This is a genomic window from Micromonospora sp. PRAS1 (assembly GCF_059553435.1).
The window spans coordinates 207,717-225,065 of record NZ_JCANNB010000002.1 but is presented as its reverse complement, the minus strand read 5'-3'; the positions used below and the strand labels follow the sequence as shown (position 1 = coordinate 225,065).

14 protein-coding genes and 1 pseudogene are annotated in these 17,349 nt (G+C 73.7%); 8 read left to right on the top strand and 7 right to left on the bottom strand.

Features of this window, described 5'->3' with window-relative positions:
* Positions 1 to 99: 99 nt before the first annotated feature.
* Positions 100 to 1,356: a M48 family metallopeptidase gene (locus AC507J_RS03325; protein WP_496287549.1), complete on the top strand. Its 1,257-nt coding sequence runs from the start codon at positions 100 to 102 to the stop codon at positions 1,354 to 1,356.
* Positions 1,356 to 2,480, top strand: coding sequence for a glycosyltransferase family 4 protein (locus AC507J_RS03320; protein ID WP_496287548.1), 1,125 nt, complete (start codon positions 1,356 to 1,358; stop codon positions 2,478 to 2,480). Before AC507J_RS03325 ends, AC507J_RS03320 begins: the two co-directional genes overlap by 1 nt.
* Positions 2,481 to 2,522: 42 nt before the next feature.
* On the opposite strand, the gene AC507J_RS03315 is transcribed toward AC507J_RS03320, so the two are convergent.
* The 5 genes from AC507J_RS03315 to AC507J_RS03295 form a co-directional block, all read right to left on the bottom strand.
* Positions 2,523 to 4,190 carry a putative bifunctional diguanylate cyclase/phosphodiesterase gene (locus AC507J_RS03315; RefSeq protein ID WP_496287641.1) on the bottom strand — a complete coding sequence of 556 codons (1,668 nt, stop codon included), beginning with the start codon at positions 4,188 to 4,190 and terminating at the stop codon, positions 2,523 to 2,525.
* 76 nt (positions 4,191 to 4,266) lie between these two features.
* Complete coding sequence (locus tag AC507J_RS03310; protein WP_496287547.1) at positions 4,267 to 5,076, bottom strand: SAM-dependent methyltransferase; 810 nt, start codon at positions 5,074 to 5,076, stop codon at positions 4,267 to 4,269.
* A gap of 172 nt (positions 5,077 to 5,248) precedes the next feature.
* The gene (locus tag AC507J_RS03305; protein ID WP_007072219.1) at positions 5,249 to 5,917 is read right to left on the bottom strand and encodes a response regulator transcription factor; all 669 of its coding nucleotides are present in this window, start codon (positions 5,915 to 5,917) and stop codon (positions 5,249 to 5,251) included.
* A gap of 7 nt (positions 5,918 to 5,924) precedes the next feature.
* Positions 5,925 to 7,622: a sensor histidine kinase gene (locus tag AC507J_RS03300; protein WP_496287546.1), complete on the bottom strand. Its 1,698-nt coding sequence runs from the start codon at positions 7,620 to 7,622 to the stop codon at positions 5,925 to 5,927.
* Between the two features lie 14 nt (positions 7,623 to 7,636).
* On the bottom strand, positions 7,637 to 9,436 hold the full coding sequence (locus AC507J_RS03295) for an AMP-dependent synthetase/ligase (RefSeq protein ID WP_496287545.1): 1,800 nt from the start codon (positions 9,434 to 9,436) through the stop codon (positions 7,637 to 7,639).
* Positions 9,437 to 9,578: 142 nt separating this feature from the next.
* Here AC507J_RS03295 and AC507J_RS03290 point away from each other — a divergent pair, with 142 nt between their 5' ends.
* The 6 genes and pseudogenes from AC507J_RS03290 (at position 9,579) to AC507J_RS03265 (ending at position 14,673) form a co-directional block, all read left to right on the top strand.
* Positions 9,579 to 10,034: an SRPBCC family protein gene (locus AC507J_RS03290; RefSeq protein ID WP_496287544.1), complete on the top strand. Its 456-nt coding sequence runs from the start codon at positions 9,579 to 9,581 to the stop codon at positions 10,032 to 10,034.
* 40 nt (positions 10,035 to 10,074) lie between these two features.
* Positions 10,075 to 10,584: pseudogene (locus AC507J_RS03285) on the top strand (hypothetical protein); the annotation flags it as partial.
* Between the two features lie 104 nt (positions 10,585 to 10,688).
* On the top strand, positions 10,689 to 11,636 hold the full coding sequence (locus AC507J_RS03280) for an ROK family glucokinase (RefSeq protein ID WP_496287543.1): 948 nt from the start codon (positions 10,689 to 10,691) through the stop codon (positions 11,634 to 11,636).
* Positions 11,637 to 12,341 (top strand): endonuclease/exonuclease/phosphatase family protein, encoded by a 705-nt coding sequence (locus AC507J_RS03275; protein WP_496287542.1) that lies wholly within the window; start codon positions 11,637 to 11,639, stop codon positions 12,339 to 12,341.
* A 92-nt stretch (positions 12,342 to 12,433) separates the two neighbouring features.
* Entirely contained in the window at positions 12,434 to 13,849 is a 1,416-nt protein-coding gene (locus AC507J_RS03270) for a flavin-containing monooxygenase (protein WP_496287541.1), read from the top strand.
* Positions 13,846 to 14,673, top strand: coding sequence for an alpha/beta hydrolase (locus tag AC507J_RS03265; RefSeq protein ID WP_496287540.1), 828 nt, complete (start codon positions 13,846 to 13,848; stop codon positions 14,671 to 14,673). The genes AC507J_RS03270 and AC507J_RS03265 overlap by 4 nt, the downstream gene beginning before the upstream one ends.
* A gap of 43 nt (positions 14,674 to 14,716) precedes the next feature.
* Here the strand turns inward: AC507J_RS03265 and AC507J_RS03260 are convergent, their stop codons facing one another.
* Positions 14,717 to 16,132, bottom strand: a complete 1,416-nt coding sequence (locus AC507J_RS03260) for an alpha,alpha-trehalose-phosphate synthase (UDP-forming) (RefSeq protein WP_496287539.1) — start codon at positions 16,130 to 16,132, stop codon at positions 14,717 to 14,719.
* Between the two features lie 176 nt (positions 16,133 to 16,308).
* Positions 16,309 to 17,154, bottom strand: coding sequence for a DUF308 domain-containing protein (locus tag AC507J_RS03255; RefSeq protein WP_496287538.1), 846 nt, complete (start codon positions 17,152 to 17,154; stop codon positions 16,309 to 16,311).
* Between the last annotated feature and the right edge of the window lie 195 nt (positions 17,155 to 17,349).

Sequence of the window (17,349 nt, the reverse complement as noted above, 5' to 3'; positions counted from 1 at the left end):
AGGATGGGCGCGCACGGGCGGGAGGAGTGGCGGCGTGGGGGGTAGGCAGCGCGGGCGCGGCAGGCCGATGCGGATCGGCTACCGGTGCACGGTGGCGCGGTGAGTCCGCGCGGATGGGCGGTGCTCACCCTCGTCGGCCTCGGCGTCGCCGTGGTCGTGGCGGCGCTGGTGCTGATCCCGTGGAGCCGCCCGCCGGCGCCCCGGGCCGACCAACTCGCCGCGCTGCGCGAACTCCCCGCCGACCAGGTGGAGCGGGCCCGGCAGTTCCGTTCCGCGCTGCGTCCCGGCGGTTGGGCGGCCCTCGGCGTCGGGCTGCTGGTGGCGCTGGCGCTGGGGTTGACCCCGCTGGGCAGTCGCCTGATCGAGCTGGCCGGGCGCCCCTTCGGTGACCACTGGATCGCGCAGGCCATCCTCGGCGGGCTCGCCGTGGTGCTGGTCGCCGACCTGGTGACGCTCCCCTTCGCCGCCTGGCGCCACACCGTGCTCACCCGCTACGGGCTGGCCACCAACGGCTGGAGCGGCTGGGCGGCGGACCTGCTCAGGTCGTACGCGGTAAGCGCGGTCATCGGGGCGGTGGCCCTGCTCGGCTTCTACACCGTCGTCCGGCTGGCCCCCCGCTGGTGGTGGGCGTTCGGCGCGGCCGGGGCGGCGACCCTTGTGGTGCTGCTCTCCTTCGTGCTGCCGGTGCTGGTCGAGCCGGTGTTCAACCGGTTCAGCCCGATGGAACCCGGTCCGCTGCGCAGCCAGCTGATGGAGCTGGCCGAGCGGGACGGGGTACCCGTGCGCGACGTGCTTGTCGCCGACGCCTCGCGGCGTACCCGGGCGGTCAACGCGTACGTCTCCGGGTTCGGTCCGACCCGCCGCGTCGTGGTCTACGACAACCTGCTGCGGGAGGCGACGCCGGCCGAGGTGACCGCGGTCGTGGCACACGAACTCGGCCACGCCAAGGACCGGGACGTACCGGTCGGCACGTTCACCGGCGCCCTCGGTGCCGCCGCCGCGGTGGTCGCGCTCTATCTGATCGGCTCCTGGCCGCCGCTGCTGCGGCTGGCCGGGGTCGAATCGGTGGCCCAGCCGCGGGCGTTCGGGCTGCTGCTGGCCCTCGTCACGGTGGCCGGGCTGGTCTTCACCCCGGTGCAGGCGCTGATGTCGCGGCGGGTCGAGGCGCGCGCCGACGAGCACGCGCTGACCCTGACGGGCGACCCGGTCGCCTTCGAGTCGATGCAGCGGCGGCTCGCCACGGTCAACCTCGCCGACCCGGATCCGCCCCGCTGGGAGTACCTCTACTCCGCCTCGCACCCGTCCACCGTCGAGCGGATCGCCGCCGCCCGCGCGTACGCAAGAAGGATCGGTTGATGGGTCGCACGCTGCTGGTCACGAACGACTTCCCACCCCGGCCGGGCGGCATCCAGTCGTTCGTGCACAACCTCGCGGTACGCCAACCGGCCGGGTCGGTGGTGGTCTACGCGTCGAGCTGGTCCGGTGCCGAGAAGTTCGACGCCGACCAGCCCTTCGAGGTGGTCCGGGACCGTACCCGGGTGCTGCTGCCCACGCCGCTGGTGGCCCGCCGTGCCGCCCGGCTGGCCCGCGCGTACGACTGCGACGCGGTCTGGTTCGGCGCGGCGGCCCCGCTCGGCCTGCTCGCCCCCGGACTGCGTCGGCGGGCCGGGGTACGGCGGGCGATCGCCCTCACCCACGGCCATGAGGTGGGGTGGGCGGCGCTACCGGTGGCCCGGGGCGCGCTGCGGCGCATCGGCCGGGGCACCGACGTGGTCACCTACCTGGGGGAGTACACCCGGACCCGGCTGGCGCGGGCGCTGGACGGGGTGACCGAGCTGCGCCGGCTCGCCCCCGGCGTGGACACCGACCTGTACCACCCGGGCGTCGACGGTGCCGCCGTGCGGCACCGGCTGGGGCTCGCCGACCGTCCGGTGGTGGTCTGCGTGTCCCGGCTGGTGCCGCGCAAGGGGCAGGACATGCTGATCCGGGCGATGCCGCTGATCCGTCGCCGGGTGCCCGACGCGGCGCTGCTGGTGGTCGGTGGTGGGCCGTACCGGGCCACGCTGGCCCGGCTGGCCCGGCAGTCCGGGGTGGACCGGGACGTGGTCTTCACCGGCTCGGTGCCGGCGGCGGAGCTACCCGCCCACTACGCGGCCGGCGACGTGTACGCGATGCCCTGCCGGACCCGCAACCGGGGCCTGGACGTCGAGGGGCTCGGCATCGTCTACCTGGAGGCGTCCGCGACCGGCCTGCCGGTGGTGGCCGGCGACTCCGGTGGCGCGCCCGACGCGGTGCGGGAAGGGGAGACCGGATACGTGGTGGACGGCCGTGACCTCGCCGAACTCGCCGACCGGGTGGCCACCCTGCTCGCCGACCGGGATCTGGCCCGGCAGTTCGGCGCGGCCGGCCGCGCCTGGGTGGAGCGGGAGTGGCGCTGGGAGACCCAGGCGCAGCGCCTGGCCGCCCTCCTCACCGGCTGAGCCGACAGCTGTTAGGAGGGGGCCCCTCCTATACACCAGGCGTTAACAGGGGGCCCTTCCTTTCACCCGGGCGAGGATGTTCTCGGCGGGGGCGGGGCGGCCGAAGTGCCAGCCCTGGGCGGCGTCACAGCCGATCGCCCGGAGCCGCTCGGCCTGCCGGTCGGTCTCCACCCCTTCGGCCGTCACGGTCAGGTTCAGCGCGTGGGCAAGCGAGACAAGCGAGGCGAGGATCCGTTCGTCGGCTGCCTCCGGGGCGCGCAGGCCGCGGACGAACTCGCCGGCCACCTTCAGCTCGGTCACCGGCAGGTCCCGCAGGTACGCCAGGTTGCTGTAGCCGGTGCCGAAGTCGTCGATGGCGATGCGGACGCCCAGGTCGGCCAGGGCCCGCAGGGCCCGCACCGGCTCCTCGGCGCCGCTCATCATGGTGCTCTCGGTGATCTCCAGCTGGAGCCGCTCCGGTGGCAGGCCGGTGCGCCGCAGCAGCGCGCGTACCTCCTGCACCAGGCCGGGCCGGCGGACCTGGCGTACCGCCAGGTTGACGCTGACGTACGGGGGCCGATCCGTGGCGGCCGTCCAACCGACCGCCTCCCGGCACGCCTCGGCGAGCACCCAGCCGCCCAGCGGCACGATCAGCCCGGTCTCCTCGGCCAGCCCGATGAAGGTGCCCGGCGGCAACACCCCCAGCTGCGGGTGCCGCCAGCGCACCAGCGCCTCGACCCCGAGCAGCGAGCCGTCGTGCAGCGACGTCAGCGGCTGGTAGTCGAGATAGAACTCGCCGCGTTCCAGGCCGGTGGGGATCGCCGCGCTCAACGCCTGGCGGGCCTGTTCCCGGTCGTCCCGCTCGGCGTCGTAGAGCGCCCAACGGGCGCCACCGGCGGTCTTGGCCCAGTGCAGCGTGCTGCCCGCGGCCCGCATCAGGTCGTCCGGTGAACTGTCGGCGGCCCGGCGTTCCACGATGCCGACGCTCGCGGTGACCGTCACGTCGTGCCCCTCGACCGTCACCGGTTCGGCGAGGGTGGCCAGCGCCGCCTCGGCGACGGCGACCACGTCTCCGGTGCCGGTGGAGCGCTCGACCAGGATCACGAACGCGTCGCCGCCGAGCCGGGCCACCAGGTGCGGCTCCACGGCCCGACTCAGCCGCCGGGCCGCGGAGATCAGCGCCCGGTCGCCGATCTGGTGGCCGTACGCGTCGTTGACCCGTTTGAACCGGTCCAGGTCGAGGAAGCAGAGCCCGACCCGGCGGCCATTGCCGGCCGCAGCGTCCACGGCCGCCGCGAGCCGTTCGCCGAAGAGCGTGCGGTTCGGCAGGCCGGTGAGCGGGTCGTGGGTGGCCTGGTGCCGGAAACGCGCCTCACTGGCGCGTAGCGCCTGCTCCGCCTCGGCCCGGGCGGTCATCGCGGCCCGCCGGATGGCCTCCTGCTCGTCCAGGGTGCGGTCGCGCAGCGCCCGGGCGTACCCGGTGGCGACGGCGGCCAGCAGCCGGGCCAGCCGGTCGGAGATGTCGTCGGTGGCCAGGTCGAGATCGCGGACCAGCCGGAGCTGGATCACCTCCAGGGTGCGACCGAGCGCCTCGGCGGAGGCGATGTGCGCGGCGACGAGTTCGGTGGCGACCCGGTGCCCCACCCGCAGGTCGAGCGGCTCGGTCCGCAGCGTCTCGGCCAGCAGGCCGGTGAGCCGCTGCAACAGCGCCTCCAGCTGGGCCTGGGTCATCGGCAGGTAGCTGGTGCCCCAGAGCGCCTTGGCCCAGGCCCGGGCGAACGCTCCGCTCGACGCGGCGTCCGGGGGCTCAGCCACCGAGGCGCCCGACTCCGCCCAGGAACACCGCCCGCTCGGCGTCCTCGGCACTGTCCGGCGTCTCCGGACGCCACTGCGGCACCCACACCACCCCGGGTTCGACCAGCTCGAAACCGTCGAAAAAGGCGGCCAGCTCGGCCCGGCTGCGCACCCAGAGCGGGCTGTCGGTGCGCCGGTAGACCTGCTCGGCCTCGGCCCGCTCGGCCTCGTCGCGGCCGTCGTGGCTGGCCTGGGAGAGCACCAGGTGGCTGCCCGGGGCCAGCGCGGCGCGCAGGGTACGCAGCACCTCGGCCGGCCGGTCGTCGTCGCCGACGAAGTGCAGCACCGCCACCACCAGGACGGCGACGGGCTGGGAGAAGTCGAGCATCGCGCGGACGTCCGGGTGGGCCAGGATCTGCTCGGGGCGGCGGAAGTCCTCCTGGACGACGGCGGTGCCCTCGTTGCCGGTCAGGATCTCCCGGCTGTGCGCCACGGCTACCGGGTCCACGTCGACGTAGACCACCCGGGAGTCGGGCGCGTGCCGCTGGGCGATCTCGTGGACGTTGCCGACCGTCGGGATGCCCGAACCGATGTCCAGGAACTGCCGGACACCGACGCTGGTCAGGTACTGCACGGCCCGGCGCAGGAATGCGCGGTTGGCCTGGGCCATTAGTGGCGCCTCCGGGACTGCGGCCACCACGGCCTGGGCTGCCGCCCGGTCCACCGCGAAGTTGTGCGAACCGCCGAGGTAGTAGTCGTACATGCGAGCGACGCTGGGCCGCTCGACGTCGATGGTCTCGGGTGCCCAGTCCGGCCGCTGCAATGCTCTCCCACCCCTCCGCACCGTTCGGGGCGTCCGTGCCCCGGCGGGTATTCTGCCCCGCTTCGGCCCGGGAAACCATAGCGCGGGGCCGCGATCGGCTATCCGTACGGGAAGATCCGTGCCCGCGTGGGAGCGGGCACGGATCTTTCGTCGACGGGTACGCCGGCCGGCGTCAGAACTTCGGCGCGTCCGGTGCCTCGAGCAGGCCGAGCCGCAGCGCGGTCATCAGGGCCTGCGCGCGGTTGGCCGCGCCGAGCTTCTCGTAGAGCTTGGAGATGTGCGTCTTGGCGGTCGACTCGCTGACGAAGAGCTGCTTGGCGATGCCGGCCACGCTCATCCCGTCGGCGAGCAGCCGCAGCACCTGACCCTCGCGGGGGGAGAGCTGGGGACCGGAGGGGGCGAGCCGGCGCTTCATCGCCTCGGCCAGGTCGGCGGCGGTGAAGGCGCTGGGCGAGGAGGCTGCGTGCCGGGCGGCGGCGACCACTTCGTCGGCCGGTGCGGTCTTCGGCACGAACGCGCTCGCCCCGGCCTCCAGGGCGCCGAAGAGCTGGTCGTCGCCGGCGTACATGGTGAGCACCACGATGCCCATCGAGGCGCTGGACTTGCGCAGCGCCCGGGTGGCCTCCAGGCCGCTGCCGTCGGGCAGCCGCAGGTCCATGATCACCACGTCCGGCTGCAACGCGCCGGCCTGTCGTACGCCCTCCGCCGCCGTGGCCGCCTCGCCGACGACCTCGAACTGCCGGTCGCGCTCGAAGGCGTGCCGCAGGCCCTTGCGGATCAAGTCGTGATCGTCGACAAGGAGGACCTTGGTACGGGTTGCCGGTGTCGGGCTTGTGGTCATCCTCGGGTTACTCCCCTTCTGCTGCGGCGGCGGCGCTGCCGCGAACGTTATCGCGCCGGGGCGAGGAGCCGACCACCACCGCGACGGTCGTGCCGCTCGGCTGCCGCGGTCTGATCTCCAACCGGCCCCGGATACGTTCCGCTCTCTCGGCCATGATCGCAAGACCATAGTGCCCGTCCGAGCGCTGGTCACCTATGCCATGACCGTCATCCGACACTTCGATCTGAGCGTACGGCGGATCCACCTCGCAGGTGACCCAGAGGTTGGCCGCACCGGCGTGCTTACGCGCGTTGGTGACCGCCTCCTGGGCGATCCGCAGCAGCTCGGCCTCGGTGGCGGCGGGCAGCCGGGCGGTGGACTCGTCAAGCGACAGGTGCACCCGCAGCCCGCCGGAGGCGCCGACGGTGCGGGCGTACTCGGCGATCGCGGCGGCCAGGCCACCGTGCCGGTCCACCTCGCTGCGCAGCTCGAAGAGGCTCAACCGCAGCTCGGTGATCACCCGAGTGACCTCCTGGCGCAGCGTACGCAGCGACTCGGCGGTCTCCTCGGCGTCGTCGTGGACGGTGGCCAGGGCGTTGTCGATCCCGTAGCCGACCATGACCAGCTCCTGGGCTACCCCGTCGTGGATCTCGCGGGCCAACCGCTGCCGTTCCTCGTTGGTGGCCAGCGACCGCACCTCGTCGAAGAGCAGGGCGGCCTCCAGGCGCAGCGCCGCCGGCCCGGTCAGCCCGGTCACCTGGGCCACCACCGGTGGCGGGTACGCCTGTGCGGCGTCCGCCTCCAGCACCACCAGACCGACCGTGCGGACCCCGGCGACCAGCGGCACGATAAGCGCCGACACCCCTCCGCCGGAGTGCGAGCGGGACTGCGAGCGGGCGGCGGTCTGCGGCTGCTGGCTGGCCCAGGCGTCGGCGATTGCCGAGTCCGCGTCGAGCGTGGTCTCCCAGTCGACCCGGTCCGCGCCGATCTGGGCGAGCACCACCAGCCGCCCGCCGCCGCTTGCGGAGAGCACCGCCCCCCGGTCGGTGCGGGCCACCGTGCGCAGCTCCTCAAGCAGGTGCTCGGAGATCCCGCCGGGGTCGAGCGTCGCGCCGGGCAGCTGCCGGGCCACCGTACGCAGCTGGGTCAGCAGCCGGGTCGCCTCGGCGTACGGCTGGGGCTTGGCCTCCTGCCGGACGAGCATCACCCGGTGCAGGGTGCGCGCCGCGGAGAGACCGAGCGCGGCCAGGATCAGCCACTGGGCGCATACCGCGAGGTAGCCCGGCTGGGTCAGCTGCCGTACCCCGGCGACCTCGGTGAACGCCCCGGCGACCAGCAGGGTGCCGGCGACGACCGCGATCAGCACCGCGCCCTCGCGGAAGCGGCGCCGCAGCGCGGTCACGGTCACCGGAACCGCGAGGTAGGGCAGCACCGCGGAGGCGCCCAACCCGCCGATGTGGCCGCCGACGGTGGCGACGGCGGCCACCTGGCTCGCCGCCAGGCCGAGCACGACCACCTCGGCCAACCGGCTGAGCGGGCCGATCAGCCGGTGCTGGGGGGCCAGGCAGGCGGGCAGCCCGGCGATCCCCAGCAGGACGATCCACCACAACTGGACCAGGTCGCGGGTGGCGAGCAGGGTCAGGACGGCGATCAGCGACAGCACGACCACCCGCGCCGCTGCGGCGAGCGGGTGGGGACGGGCCAGGGCGGAGGTGGAGGCGGGCACGTGACGGATGGTAGTCAGCCGCGGTAGATGTCGGCGATTTCCGCCGCGTACGTCTTGTGCACGACCTGCCGTTTCACCTTCATCGACGGGGTCAGCTCGCCGGTGGCCTCGGTGAAGTCGCTCGGCAGGATGCGGAACACCTTGATCGCCTCGGCCTGGGAGACCGACGCGTTGGCCCGGTCGACCGCGCTCTGGATCTCCGCCCGCAGCCCCTCGTGCTCGCGCAGCGTCTCGACGTGGGTGTCGGCCGGCAGGCCGGCCGACTCCAGCCAGGCCGGCAGGGCCTCCTCGTCGAGGGTGACCAGCGCGGCGATGAACGGCTGCCGGTCGCCGACCACGACGCACTGGCTGACCAGCCGGTGCGCCCGGACCTGGTCCTCCAGCACGGCCGGGGCGACGTTCTTGCCGCTGGCCGTCACGATGATCTCCTTCTTCCGCCCGGTGATGGTCAGGTAGCCGTCGTCGTCGAGTGAGCCGAGATCACCGGTGTGGAACCAGCCGTCGGCGCTGATCGCCTCGGCGGTGGCCCCGTCGTTGCGCCAGTACCCCTTGAAGATCAGGTCGCCGGCGATCAGGACCTCGCCGTCGTCGGCGATCCGGATGGTCACGCCGGGCAGCGGCCGGCCGACCGTGCCGATCCGGGTGAACTCCGGCAGGTTCGCCGAGGCGGCGGGGGAGGTCTCGGTGAGCCCGTAGCCCTCGCAGACGGTCACCCCGACACCGCGGAAGAAATGCCCCAGCCGGGCGCCGAGCGGCGCGCCACCGGAGATCGCGTCGCGGCACCGCCCGCCGAGCGCGGCCCGCAGCTTGCCGTAGACCAGCCGGTCGAAGAGCGCGTGCTGGGCGCGCAGGGCCAGGCCCGGCCCGGCAGAGGTCTCCAGCGCCTCGCTGTACGCGATGGCGACCGCCTCGGCCCGGGCGAAGATCTTGCCCTTGCCGGCGGCCTCGGCCTTCTGCTTGGCGCCGTTGTAGACCTTCTCGAAGACCCGCGGCACCGAGAGCACGAAGGTGGGCTTGACCTCCTGCAACTCGGTGAGTAGCTGCTTGGGGTCGGCGCAGTGCGCCATGCTGGCCCGGGCCTGCACCACGCCGATCTGGATGAGCCGGGCGAAGGCGTGCGCCAGCGGCAGGAAGAGCAGGGTCGAGGCGTTCGGCCCGAACAGGTTGGGCAGCACCGGTACCGCGTTGGCGATGTCGGCGTACATGTTGCGGTGGGTCAGCATGCAGCCCTTGGGCCGGCCGGTGGTGCCGCTGGTGTAGATGATGGTGGCGAGGTCCGACGAGCGCAGTCCCGCCCGGCGGCGCGCGATCTCGGCCGGCTCCACCGCCGTGCCGGCGGCCACGATCTCGTCGACCCCGCCCAGGTCGATCTGCCACAGGTTGGCCAGGTCGGGCAGCTGGTCGCGGACGCCGGCCACCAGCGTGGCGTGTGCGGTGCTCTCCACCACGACGGCCACCGCGCCGGAGTCGGCCAGGATCCACGCCGCCTGCTCGGCGCTGGAGGTCTCGTAGATCGGCACGGTGACCGCACCGGCCGCCCAGATGGCGTAGTCGACAAGGGTCCACTCATAGCGGGTCCGGCTCATCAGCGCGACCCGGTCACCTGGCTGCACGCCGGCGGCGACCAGGCCGCGGGCGACCGCCTCCACCTCGTCGCGGAACTGCCGGCAGGTCACGTCCACCCAGCCGCCGGCCGCGTCGCGCCGGATGAACTGCACGGTGTCCGGCGCGGTCTCGGCGTTCTCCCAGACCGGGTCGGTGAGGTTTGCCGATTCGCCGACGGTGACGATCGGTGGGACGGAGAACTCGCGCACCTGCACTCCCTCGTGCTCACTTGGCCGGGCCGCGGCCGCCTCGGGCGGCTCCTGTCGAAACCTACCCGCCCCACCGGGCAGGCGGCACCGCAGGTAGGCGGCGCGGCGCGCGGGCGCCCACCGGACGGGTAGCCTCCCCCACATGGCGGACTCCTCCACCCAGTCGATCATCATCGACGCGGCACCGGACCGGGTCGCGGCGGTCATCTGTGACTTCCCGAGCTACCCCGAGTGGACCGACGCGGTCCGCGCGGCCGAGGTGATCGAGGAGTACGAGGACGGCTATGCCAGCCAGGTCCGGTTCGTCCTGGACGCCGGCGTGCTGGCCGACGAGTACGTGCTCGCGTACTCCTACGCCGAGGACCTGACCCGCATCGAGTGGCACCTGGTGGGGCCCTCGAAGATGCAGAAGGCCCAGCGCGGCTCGTACGACCTGGCGGCCAACGCCGGCGGCGGCACCACCGTGACCTACACGCTTGAGGTGGAGCTGGCGGTCGGAATGCTCGGGATGTTCCGGCGCAAGGCCGAAAAAATGATCATGGATGCCGCGTTGAAGCAGCTCAAGCGCCGGGTAGAAGCACCCGGTGCGGCGCAGTGAGGCGTCCGGCCACCCGGGCGCCACGGTAGAGGAGCCCAGCATGGGTGCAACGGATCCGGGCTCCGCCCGGGAAGAAGCGGAGCGGCTCGTCGCCACGCTGCTGGCCACCGCGCGACTGGCCGCCGCCGGGCCCACCGCCGGGCCGCTCGGCCCGCTCGGCGGGATCGTGACCAGTGTCCTCGGTCACAGCGGTACCGCCGGGCCGCCGGCCGGGGCGACGGAGGCCGGTATCGCCACCGGTACGGCGGAATGCTGCATCTGTCCGGTGTGTCGAGGAATCGCCGCCTTGCGTGACCCGAGTCCCGAATTTGCCGAGCGACTGGCCACCGGTGCGGGCGATCTGGCCGCCGGATTGGCGAGCTTCCTGCGCGCCTTCGCCCCCGCCGAGCCCGCCGCCGAACCGGTAAGCGAGCCCTCGGGTGGCGCCGCAGCGGGTCCGGACACCGACCACGTGTGGCGCGAGGCGACCCGTACCGGGCATGATTCTCAGCCGGCACCGGAGCGGGACGTCTGGTCCGCCGCGACCCGGTCGCCGGAGAGCCCCGTCCCCGCCGGGCAGCAGGGCGCACCAGGCGACGGAGCCTGACCACGGACGACCCGCGGCACCGGCCTTCGTCGGCACGCGGGGTGGCACAGCAGAGGGGAGTGGCAGCGGTGACGCTGACCATCGGAGTCGACGTGGGTGGCACGAAGGTGGCCGGCGGTGTCGTCGACGACACCGGCAAGGTACTCGTGCAGACCCGACGGGACACCCCCGCCGATGACGTGGGCAAGACGCGCGACGTCATCACCGACCTGGTCACCGAGTTGGCCGCCGGGCACGAGATCCAGGCGGTCGGCATCGGCGCGGCGGGCTGGATCGACGCCAGTCGCTCAACGGTGCTCTTCGCGCCCAACCTGGCCTGGCGCGACGAGCCGCTGCGGGCGTACGTCAGCGCGGCCGTCGGGCTACCGGTCGTCGTCGAGAACGACGGCAACGTGGCGGCGTGGGCGGAGTTCCGCTACGGCGCCGCCCGGCACGCCGACGACTCGATGATCATGTTCACCATCGGCACCGGCGTCGGCGGCGGCATCGTGCTCGGCGGCGAACTGGTCCGGGGTGCCCACGGCATCGCCGCCGAACTCGGCCACATGCTCACCGTGCCGGACGGCCACCAGTGCGGCTGCGGCCGGCTCGGCTGTATCGAGCAGTACGCCAGCGGCAGTGCCCTGGTCCGCTTCGCCCGCGCCGCCGCCCGGCAGGAACCGCACCGGGCGACCGCGCTGCTGGGGCTGGCCCAGGGCGACGCCGAGGCGATCACCGGGCCCATGGTGACCGCGGCGGCCAAGGGCGGCGACCCGGTCTCGGCCGAGGCGTTCGCCCAGGTCGGGCGCTGGCTCGGCACCAGCCTGGCGGACATGGCGCAGATCCTGGACCCGCAGATCCTGGTCGTCGGCGGTGGTGTCATCGACGCCGGGGAACTGCTTATGGGTCCCACCCGCCGGTCGTACACCGAGGCGCTCGCCCAGCGCAGCCGGCTGCCGGTGGCCGAGATCCGCCCGGCCGAGCTGGGCAACTCCGCCGGGGTGATCGGCGCGGCCGACCTGGCCCGGCGGATCTAGGTGACCCCACCCGGGGTGCCGTTGCGGGTGCTCTCCTACAACATCCACGGCCAGCGCGACGACACCGCCGCGCTGGCCGAGGCGGTCCGCGCGGTCTCGCCGGACGTGCTCGTCGTCCAGGAGGGACCGCGCCGGTTCCGGTGGCGGGAGAAGTCCGCGGCGCTGGCCGCCTCGTTCGGCCTGGTGGTCGCCGCCGGTGGGCTGCCGTCCCTGGGCAACCTGCTGCTGACCAGCCTGCGGGTCCGGGTGACCGGCAGCCGGTGCCGGCGTTTCCCGCTCACCCCGGGCCGGCACCTGCGCGGCGCCGCGTACGCCGACTGCCTGGTGGACGGCGCAGCCCGGTTCACCGTGGCCGGCTCGCACCTGTCCACCGATCCAACCGAACGGCCCGGCCAGGCCGAGCTGTTCAAACGCGACCTGGAAGCGGCGGACCACCCGGTGATCGCCGCGGCCGACCTGAACGAGGAGCCGGGCGGGCCGTCCTGGTCCGTCGTCGCCCGCGGGCTCACCGACGCGGCGGTGGTGGCGGACCGGGCCGACCGGCTCACCTATTCCTGTGCCGATCCCCGGCGGCGCATCGACGCGTTCTTCGTGGACCCGCGGCTCACGGTCGTCGACTACGACGTGCTGGACACCCCGCTCACCCGCCGGGCCAGCGACCACTTTCCGGTCCTGGTCGACCTGCTGCTGCCCACCGGCGGCTGACGACCCGCCGCCGGCCGGGCTGGACATCCCGCGCCGTTGTCGGAAGGATTTCGCCCGACCCGGCACTTGTGCCGAGACGAAGGAGATCCCCGGTGCCCACCCCCACCGAACCCGGCCGGCCCGAGCCCGATCCGGAGCCGACCACGCTCGCCCACGGCCGCGACGGCCGCCCGGTCTCCGACCGGGGCGACACCGTCTGTGTCATCGGCGCCGGCGCCAGTGGCCTGACCGCGGTGAAGAACCTTGTCGAGCACGGCTTCGGCGTCGACTGCTACGAGCGGGAGACCGGCATCGGCGGCGCCTGGAACTGGCGCCACGACCGCAGCCCGGTGTACGCGAGCACCCACCTGATCTCGTCGCGGCCGTTCACCCAGTTCCCCGACTTCCCGATGCCGGACGACTGGCCGGACTATCCACACCACAGCCAGCTGCTCTCCTATTTCGAGCGCTACGCCGACCACTTCGACCTGCGCCGGCACATCTGGTTCGGCACCGAGGTGGTGCGGGTGGAGCCGGTGGCCGACGACCGCTGGGACGTGACCACCCGCAGCACCGGCGGCTACGGCCCCGAGCGCACCTCCCGGTACGCCGCCGTGCTGATCGCCAACGGGCACAACTGGTCGCCGAAGCTGCCCCGCTACGAGGGGCTGGAGCAGTTCCGGGGCGAGGTCATGCACGCCTCGTCCTACAAGGATCCGGCGCAGCTGCGCGGCAAGCGGGTGCTGGTGGTGGGTGCCGGCAACACCGGCTGCGACATCGCGGTGGAGGCCGCGCAGCAGGCCTCCCGCAGCTGGCACTCCACCCGCCGGGGCTACTGGTACGCCCCGAAGTACGTCTTCGGCCGTCCGGCCGACCAGGTCAACGACACCCTGCTGGCGCTGCGGGTGCCGCTGCGGGTGCGGCAGTGGCTCTACCACCGGACGCTGCGGCTGACCGTCGGCGACCTGACCCGGTTCGGCCTGCCCGAGCCCGACCACCGGGTGTACGAGACCCACCCGATCGCCAACAGTCAGCTGGTCTACTACGTCGGGCACGGCGCGATCACGCCGGTGCCGGACGTGGCCCGGTTCGAGTCCCACTCGGTGGAGCTGACCGACGGCCGGCGGATCGACCCGGAGCTGGTCGTCTTCGCCACCGGCTACCTGCCGCGCTTCGAGTTCCTGGATGCCAAGATCCTCGGCGACGACGAGGGGGTCGGCCGGCCCCGGTTGTGGCTGAACGCCTTCGCGCCGGACCATCCCACCCTCGCGGTGGCCGGTCTGCTCCAGCCCGACTCGGGCCTGTTCGCGCTGGCGCACTGGCAGACCGTGCTCTTCGCCCGGGTGCTGCGGCAGCGCGCCACCCGACCGGAGCGGGCCGCCGCCTTCGCCGCCCGGGTCCGCTCCGGCGCTGGCGAGCGTTACTCGGGGCCGGTCAAGGACTCGACCCGGCACTGGTTCGAGGTCGGCCACGCCGACTACCTGCGCGCGCTGGAGCGTGCGCTGCACGACCTGGAGGGCGCCAAGTGAACGGTGAGCGGGTGCGGGTGGTGCGGGGCTGGGAGTGGGCCCGACCGGTCCGCCCGGTCCGGCGTGAGGTGCTCAGCGTCCGGCCCGAGCTGGACGAGGGCCAGCCGCCGCTGCTCTTCGTACCCGGCTTCGGGCACGGCGCCTGGGCGTACGCGGAGCACTGGCTCGGGCACACGGCCGCCCGGGGCTTCCCGGCGTACGCGGTGAGCCTGCGTGGGCACGGCGGCAGCGAGCCGGCACCGGAGGCGACGCTGCGGGCGTACGCCCACGACGTGGTCCAGGTGGCGGCGGGCCTGCCGCGCCAGGCGGTGCTTGTGGGGCACGGCGCCGGGGCCCTGGTGGTCGCGCACGCCCTGGCCCGCTATCCGGCCCGGGCGGCGGTGCTGGTGGCACCGGTGCTCGGCGGCTGGACGACGTTCGGTGCCGCGTTGCGGCGCAACCCGCTCGGCACCCTGCCTGCGGTGTTCGGTGGCGGGCTGCGGCTCAGCCGCCGGCAGCTGTTCAGCCGCGAGACGCCCGACGCCGACGCGCGGCGACACACCACCCGGCTCGGCCGGGCCGCCCGGCGGGCCCAGTGGCAACTGCTCACCGGCGCCGATCCGGAGCCGGCGGTGGGCCGGCCACCGGTGCTGGTGCTGGGCAGCCCGGACGACCGGGTGCTGCCGTCGGCGGCGCTGACCCGCGCCGCCCGGCGGTACGGCTCGGCGCCGCTGCTCTTCCCCGGCATGGGGCACGACCTGATGCTCGACGCGCGGTGGCAGGAGCCGATCGACGCCATCCTCGACTGGCTGGTCAAGGAACCGGTCCGGGCCGAAGCGCCCTGACCCGGACGACGGCACGGCACGGTGAGCCGCGCTCACCCGGTCGTCAGCCGCCGGTCAACCGGGTGCGCAGCGAGCCGCTCTGGTCCAGGGCGGACAGATAGGAGCGGGCCCAGGCGCGGATGTCGTGCTCCCGCAGGTGCTCGCGCATGGCCCGCATCCGGGTCCGCACGTCGGTCGGTTCGGCGCGCAGCGCGGCGAGCAGCCCCTGCTTGAGCCCCTCCAGGTCGTGCGGATTGACCAGGTACGCCTGCGGGAACTCGGCGGCGGCACCGGCGAACTCGCTGAGCAGCAGCGCGCCGGCGTCGTCCACCCGGGCGGCGACGTACTCCTTGGCGACCAGGTTCATCCCGTCGCGCAGCGGCGTCACCGCCATCACGTCGGCGACCCGGTAGAGGGCGGCCAACTCGGCGCGGTCGAAGGGCTGGGTGAGGTAGTGGATGGCTGGCTCGCCGACCCGGCCGAACTCCCCGTTGATCCGCCCGACCTCCCGCTCGACCCGGTCCCGGAGGATCTGGTACTGGCCGACCCGCTCCCGGCTGGGCACCGCCACCTGCACCAGCACCGTGTCGCGGACCTTTACGTGCCCGCCTTCGAGCAGTTCGCTGTACGCCTTGAGGCGCTGCTCGATGCCCTTGGTGTAGTCCATCCGGTCGACGCTGAGGATCACCTGGTCGGGGCTGCCGAGGTCGTGGCGCAGCCGGCGGGCCCGGTCGAGGACCTCCGTCCGGCCGGCCAACGCGGACATCTCCGCCGTGTCGATGGAGACCGGGAACGCGCCGATGCGCACCATCCGGCCGTCGACGGCGATCCGCCGGTCGGTGGCCGGCAGCCCGAGCACCTTCGTGGCCAGCTGGGCGAAGTTGTGCGCGGCCTGGGCCCGCTGGAAGCCGACCAGGTCCGCGCCGAGCATCCCGCGCAGCAGCTCGGCCCGGCGGGGCAGCTGCATGAAGAGCTCCGGCGGCGGGAACGGCACGTGCAGGAAGAAGCCGATGCGCAGGTCGGGGCGGAGGGCGCGGAGCAGGCCCGGCACCAGTTGCAGGTGGTAGTCCTGTACCCAGACCACCGCGCCGGGCTCGGCCACCGCCGCGGTCGCCTCGGCGAACCGCTGGTTGACCCGCTGGTAGGCGTCCCACCAGCGCCGGTGGTGCTCGGGCTGCTCGACCGCGTCGTGATAGATCGGCCAGAGCGTCGCGTTGGCGAAGCCCTCGTAGTGGTCGCGCAGGTCGTCGCTGGTCAACGGCACGCTGTGCATCCGTACGCCGTCCACGTCGGGCAGCGCGGGTGCGGGACCGGTCCCGCCGGCCCAGCCGACCCAGGTCGCCGGGGTGTGTCTCAGCAGCGGGTGCAGCGCGCTCACCAGCCCGCCCGGGCTGCGGCGCCACTCGCAGGCGCCGTCGAGCGCCACGCTGTCGTCGATGGGCAGGCGGTTGGCCACCACCACGAGGGAACTCTGTCGCATCTCGGGCATTCCGATCAGCAGGGGTGTGACCGCCACGAGGAAGGAACAACCGGGCAGTCGGCGGGGGGATGTGACGTACTGCGGTATTCCTACTGACAGTAAGTTACACCACTGTTACGCCTCACGGTGTGGACGGGTGCCGTCCCGGTATCCGGGCGACTACCCAGCGCGCGGGCTCAGACCACCGCGCCGTCGTCGGGATCGCGCTCCTCGTCGCCGGGGCGCAGCCGCCAGACCAGCGTGACGAAGCCGGCGAGGATGCCGGCGAAGCCGAGCAGCGTCACCACGCCCCGATCCGCCGGCAGCAGGCCGGGGAAGAGGAACAACAGGAAGCCGACAAGCACCGCGAGCACGCCGGCCACCGCGTACCTGGAGACCCGGGGCAGCGGCGGGGGAGGCGGTGGGACGTACCGCTCGTCGGCGTCGGGATCGTCGGGCAGGCTGTTGCCGAAGGTGTCCAGGCCGTCCAGCAGCGACGGTCCGTCACCGTCGCGGGGACCCCGGCTCAGTGAGACACCGGAGATGTCGGCGGCGTACGGCAGGCGGCGCACGTCGGTCGCGGTCGGCCCGGCCGGCTCGTCGGTCGCGGGTCGGGGCGGCGCGGCCGTGCCGCCCCGACCGCCCGGATCCTCCACGTCCTCGGCGGCCGGCCACGGATGGTCGCCCGGGCCGGGCGAGGCGTGGAAGCCGGCGACGATCCGTTCCCACTCGGCGTCGATGTCCGGTTCCTCGCCGGCCCGCCCGGCACCCGTCTCGTCGGCGAGCTGACTGAGGTAGTCGCGGGCGGTGCTCAGATGCGAACGGTCCACGTAGAGCCGGTCGACCGGCCGGGACGGCACGGTGGTGGTCCGGGTGACCGGGTTCAGGTCCGCCGACGGTTGCAGATAGGCGGCGATGCCGCCGGCCGCCAGCACGTCGAGCAGGTGTTCGCCGACCCGCGGGTCCACGTCGCCGGCGACGGCGTACTCGCTCGCGTCGAGCCCGTTGTCCCGCCGTCCCCGGCGGGCCCCACCCGCTGACACCGGACCATCCTCCTCATCGCGCCGCCGGCGCGCGCCCCGCGTCCAGCCCCTGTGGCGCGCCCCCGCACGCCGTGCTCTGAATCGTGACACGTCCGAGGCGGGTTCGGGGAGTGCCTTGTGGCGCGGCGTACGGTGGCGTACCCCTCCCCACCTGGTCAGGGCCGGGCTCTTTGTCCGTTTGTGCGGACCGTGCGC

Excerpts from the sequence above, each read along its gene's own strand:
- AC507J_RS03320 (WP_496287548.1), top strand. The coding sequence starts at position 1,356 with ATGGGTCGCACGCTGCTGGTCACGAACGACTTCCCACCCCGGCCGGGC.
- AC507J_RS03315 (WP_496287641.1), bottom strand. The coding sequence starts at position 4,190 with ATGACCCAGGCCCAGCTGGAGGCGCTGTTGCAGCGGCTCACCGGCCTG.
- AC507J_RS03305 (WP_007072219.1), bottom strand. The coding sequence starts at position 5,917 with ATGACCACAAGCCCGACACCGGCAACCCGTACCAAGGTCCTCCTTGTC.
- AC507J_RS03290 (WP_496287544.1), top strand. The coding sequence starts at position 9,579 with ATGGCGGACTCCTCCACCCAGTCGATCATCATCGACGCGGCACCGGAC.
- AC507J_RS03260 (WP_496287539.1), bottom strand. The coding sequence starts at position 16,132 with ATGCGACAGAGTTCCCTCGTGGTGGTGGCCAACCGCCTGCCCATCGAC.